This is a genomic window from Curtobacterium sp. NPDC089185 (genome assembly GCF_040685235.1).
GTDB classification, from domain to species: Bacteria; Actinomycetota; Actinomycetes; order Actinomycetales; family Microbacteriaceae; genus Curtobacterium; species Curtobacterium citri.
In genome coordinates this window covers 1-5,080 of record NZ_JBFBHK010000035.1, presented here as the reverse complement: position 1 = coordinate 5,080, position 5,080 = coordinate 1, and the positions used below count along the sequence as shown (strand labels likewise).

Genomic DNA, 5,080 nt, shown 5'->3' with positions numbered 1-5,080 from the left:
ATTTTTTTACGGAGAGTTTGATCCTGGCTCAGGACGAACGCTGGCGGCGTGCTTAACACATGCAAGTCGAACGATGATCAGGAGCTTGCTCCTGTGATTAGTGGCGAACGGGTGAGTAACACGTGAGTAACCTGCCCCTGACTCTGGGATAAGCGTTGGAAACGACGTCTAATACTGGATACGACTGCCGGCCGCATGGTCTGGTGGTGGAAAGATTTTTTGGTTGGGGATGGACTCGCGGCCTATCAGCTTGTTGGTGAGGTGATGGCTCACCAAGGCGACGACGGGTAGCCGGCCTGAGAGGGTGACCGGCCACACTGGGACTGAGACACGGCCCAGACTCCTACGGGAGGCAGCAGTGGGGAATATTGCACAATGGGCGAAAGCCTGATGCAGCAACGCCGCGTGAGGGATGACGGCCTTCGGGTTGTAAACCTCTTTTAGTAGGGAAGAAGCGAAAGTGACGGTACCTGCAGAAAAAGCACCGGCTAACTACGTGCCAGCAGCCGCGGTAATACGTAGGGTGCAAGCGTTGTCCGGAATTATTGGGCGTAAAGAGCTCGTAGGCGGTTTGTCGCGTCTGCTGTGAAATCCCGAGGCTCAACCTCGGGCTTGCAGTGGGTACGGGCAGACTAGAGTGCGGTAGGGGAGATTGGAATTCCTGGTGTAGCGGTGGAATGCGCAGATATCAGGAGGAACACCGATGGCGAAGGCAGATCTCTGGGCCGTAACTGACGCTGAGGAGCGAAAGCGTGGGGAGCGAACAGGATTAGATACCCTGGTAGTCCACGCCGTAAACGTTGGGCGCTAGATGTAGGGACCTTTCCACGGTTTCTGTGTCGTAGCTAACGCATTAAGCGCCCCGCCTGGGGAGTACGGCCGCAAGGCTAAAACTCAAAGGAATTGACGGGGGCCCGCACAAGCGGCGGAGCATGCGGATTAATTCGATGCAACGCGAAGAACCTTACCAAGGCTTGACATACACCGGAAACGGCCAGAGATGGTCGCCCCCTTGTGGTCGGTGTACAGGTGGTGCATGGTTGTCGTCAGCTCGTGTCGTGAGATGTTGGGTTAAGTCCCGCAACGAGCGCAACCCTCGTTCTATGTTGCCAGCGCGTTATGGCGGGGACTCATAGGAGACTGCCGGGGTCAACTCGGAGGAAGGTGGGGATGACGTCAAATCATCATGCCCCTTATGTCTTGGGCTTCACGCATGCTACAATGGCCGGTACAAAGGGCTGCGATACCGTAAGGTGGAGCGAATCCCAAAAAGCCGGTCTCAGTTCGGATTGAGGTCTGCAACTCGACCTCATGAAGTCGGAGTCGCTAGTAATCGCAGATCAGCAACGCTGCGGTGAATACGTTCCCGGGCCTTGTACACACCGCCCGTCAAGTCATGAAAGTCGGTAACACCCGAAGCCGGTGGCCTAACCCTTGTGGAAGGAGCCGTCGAAGGTGGGATCGGTGATTAGGACTAAGTCGTAACAAGGTAGCCGTACCGGAAGGTGCGGCTGGATCACCTCCTTTCTAAGGAGCATCTGACCGGCCCTGCTTGCAGGTGACCTGGTTCAGGCGCCGATGCAACCCGAACGTGGTTGCCGGTAGCTCATGGGTGGAACATTGACAGTGCAGTCGGGAGCGTAGCTTCCGGCCCTAGTACGCCAGCTTGCTGGTTGGGACGGGTCGGGGTGAGCGGGTCGGCTGGTGCACGTTGTTGGGTCCTGAGGGACCAGGCTTCCTGTTGACACGTGAGTGTTGGTGGGGGTTGGGCCTACGGGTCCTTCGTTGGGCCAGGGTGAACCTACCGTTGTGGTGGGGGAGTGCTGGTGCCGATCGTATGTTGAGAACTACACAGTGGACGCGAGCATCTTAGATCGCTCGTGACGATGATCATCTTCGTGGTGGTTGTTGTTCGAGTCGATCGCAATTTTAATCTTTGTGGTCAAGTTTCTAAGAGCAAACGGTGGATGCCTTGGCATCTGGAGCCGAAGAAGGACGTAGAAATCTGCGATAAGCCTCGGGGAGCTGATAATCGAGCTGTGAGCCGAGGATTTCCGAATGGGGAAACCCCGCCAGGCGACTTGTCGACCTGGTGACTCCCGCCTGAATATATAGGGCGGGTAGAGGGAACGTGGGGAAGTGAAACATCTCAGTACCCACAGGAAGAGAAAACAACATGTGATTCCGTGAGTAGTGGCGAGCGAAAGCGGATGAGGCTAAACCGATCATGTGTGATAGCCGGCGGGCGTTGCATGGTCGGGGTTGTGGGACACGTCGCTCAGTTCTGCCGGACTGGGACGGTTACAGCGCATCATAGTCGAACCGGTTTGAAAGCCGGGCCGTAGTGGGTGCCAGCCCCGTAGACGAAATGGTGTTATGGCCGGATGTGTATCCCAAGTAGCACGGGGCCCGAGAAATCCCGTGTGAATCTGTCAGGACCACCTGATAAGCCTAAATACTCCCAGATGACCGATAGCGGACAAGTACCGTGAGGGAAAGGTGAAAAGTACCCCGGGAGGGGAGTGAAATAGTACCTGAAACCGTTTGCTTACAAACCGTCGGAGCCTCCTTGTAGGGGTGACGGCGTGCCTTTTGAAGAATGAGCCTGCGAGTTAGTGATATGTGGCGAGGTTAACCCGTGTGGGGCAGCCGTAGCGAAAGCGAGTCTGAATAGGGCGATTCAGTCGCATGTCCTAGACCCGAAGCGAAGTGATCTATCCATGGCCAGGTTGAAGCGACGGTAAGACGTCGTGGAGGACCGAACCCACTTCAGTTGAAAATGGAGGGGATGAGCTGTGGATAGGGGTGAAAGGCCAATCAAACTTCGTGATAGCTGGTTCTCTCCGAAATGCATTTAGGTGCAGCGTTGCGTGTTTCTCGCCGGAGGTAGAGCTACTGGATGGCCGATGGGCCTCAACAGGTTACTGACGTCAGCCAAACTCCGAATGCCGGTGAGTGAGAGCGCAGCAGTGAGACGGTGGGGGATAAGCTTCATCGTCGAGAGGGAAACAACCCAGACTACCAACTAAGGCCCCTAAGCGTGTGCTAAGTGGGAAAGGATGTGGAGTTGCACAGACAACCAGGAGGTTGGCTTAGAAGCAGCCACCCTTGAAAGAGTGCGTAATAGCTCACTGGTCAAGTGATTCCGCGCCGACAATGTAACGGGGCTCAAGCACACCGCCGAAGTTGTAGATTTCGCACACAGACAAGCCTTCGTGGTTCAGTCGTGCGGAGTGGTAGGAGAGCGTCGTGTGGCGAGTGAAGCGGCGGAGTGATCCAGCCGTGGACGCTACACGAGTGAGAATGCAGGCATGAGTAGCGAAAGACGGGTGAGAAACCCGTCCTCCGAAAGACCAAGGGTTCCAGGGCCAGGTTAATCCGCCCTGGGTAAGTCGGGACCTAAGGCGAGGCCGACAGGCGTAGTCGATGGACAACGGGTTGATATTCCCGTACCGGCGAACAACCGCCCAAGCTAATCCAGTGGTGCTAAGAGTCCTAACCCGGCTCACCGGATCCCTTCGGGGTGATGGTGTCCGGTCTAACGCTCGACCCCATGCTGGTGCGGCTAGCGTATGAACAGGTGTGACGCAGGAAGGTAGCTGAGCCAGGCGATGGTATCCGTAAGGTGAACCTGGTGTAAGGGTGTAGGGCTGACGATAGGCAAATCCGTCGTCTGCATGCCTGAGACCCGACGCGTACCCGTAAGGGGAAATCAGTGATCCTATGCTGCCGAGAAAAGCATCGACGCGAGGTTGCAGCCGCCCGTACCCGAAACCGACTCAGGTGGTCAGGTAGAGAATACCAAGGAGATCGAGAGAATCGTGGTTAAGGAACTCGGCAAAATGCCCCCGTAACTTCGGGAGAAGGGGGGCCGGACACGTGATACGGACTTGCTTCGTTGAGCGTTGAAGGCCGCAGAGACCAGTGGGAAGCGACTGTTTACTAAAAACACAGGTCCGTGCGAAGTCGCAAGACGATGTATACGGACTGACGCCTGCCCGGTGCTGGAAGGTTAAGAGGAAGGGTTAGCCCTCGGGCGAAGCTCTGAATTTAAGCCCCAGTAAACGGCGGTGGTAACTATAACCATCCTAAGGTAGCGAAATTCCTTGTCGGGTAAGTTCCGACCTGCACGAATGGCGTAACGACTTCCCAGCTGTCTCAACCGCGAACTCGGCGAAATTGCACTACGAGTAAAGATGCTCGTTACGCGCAGCAGGACGGAAAGACCCCGTGACCTTTACTACAGTTTGGTATTGGTGTTCGGAGTGGCTTGTGTAGGATAGGTGGGAGACTGTGAAGCGGGCACGCTAGTGTTCGTGGAGTCATTGTTGAAATACCACTCTGGTCACTTTGGATGTCTAACGTAGGACCCTGATCGGGTTCATGGACAGTGCCTGATGGGTAGTTTAACTGGGGCGGTTGCCTCCCAAAGAGTAACGGAGGCGCCCAAAGGTTCCCTCAACCTGGTTGGCAATCAGGTGGCGAGTGTAAGTGCACAAGGGAGCTTGACTGTGAGACTGACAGGTCGAGCAGGGACGAAAGTCGGGACTAGTGATCCGGCAGTGGCTTGTGGAAGCGCTGTCGCTCAACGGATAAAAGGTACCTCGGGGATAACAGGCTGATCTTGCCCAAGAGTCCATATCGACGGCATGGTTTGGCACCTCGATGTCGGCTCGTCGCATCCTGGGGCTGGAGTAGGTCCCAAGGGTTGGGCTGTTCGCCCATTAAAGCGGTACGCGAGCTGGGTTTAGAACGTCGTGAGACAGTTCGGTCCCTATCCGCTGCGCGCGTTGGAAATTTGAGAAGATCTATCCCTAGTACGAGAGGACCGGGATGGACGAACCTCTGGTGTGTCAGTTGTTCTGCCAAGGGCACCGCTGATTAGCTACGTTCGGACCGGATAACCGCTGAAAGCATCTAAGCGGGAAGCCGTCTTCGAGATGAGATTTCCATGCACCTTGAGTGTGAGAGGCTCCCAGCAGACTACTGGGTTGATAGGCCGGATGTGGAAGCGGGGACTAACGACCCGTGGAGCTGACCGGTACTAATAAGCCGAAGACTTGACAACACAACTATTTCC

At 55.9% G+C, this 5,080-nt stretch carries 2 rRNA genes; both read left to right on the top strand.

What is annotated here, in order from left to right:
* Positions 1-5 precede the first annotated feature (5 nt).
* Positions 6-1,527: ribosomal RNA gene (locus AB0N84_RS16295) — 16S ribosomal RNA — on the top strand.
* 413 nt (positions 1,528-1,940) lie between these two features.
* Positions 1,941-5,068: ribosomal RNA gene (locus AB0N84_RS16290) — 23S ribosomal RNA — on the top strand.
* Together the 16S and 23S rRNA genes form the textbook arrangement of a ribosomal RNA operon.
* Positions 5,069-5,080 lie beyond the last annotated feature (12 nt).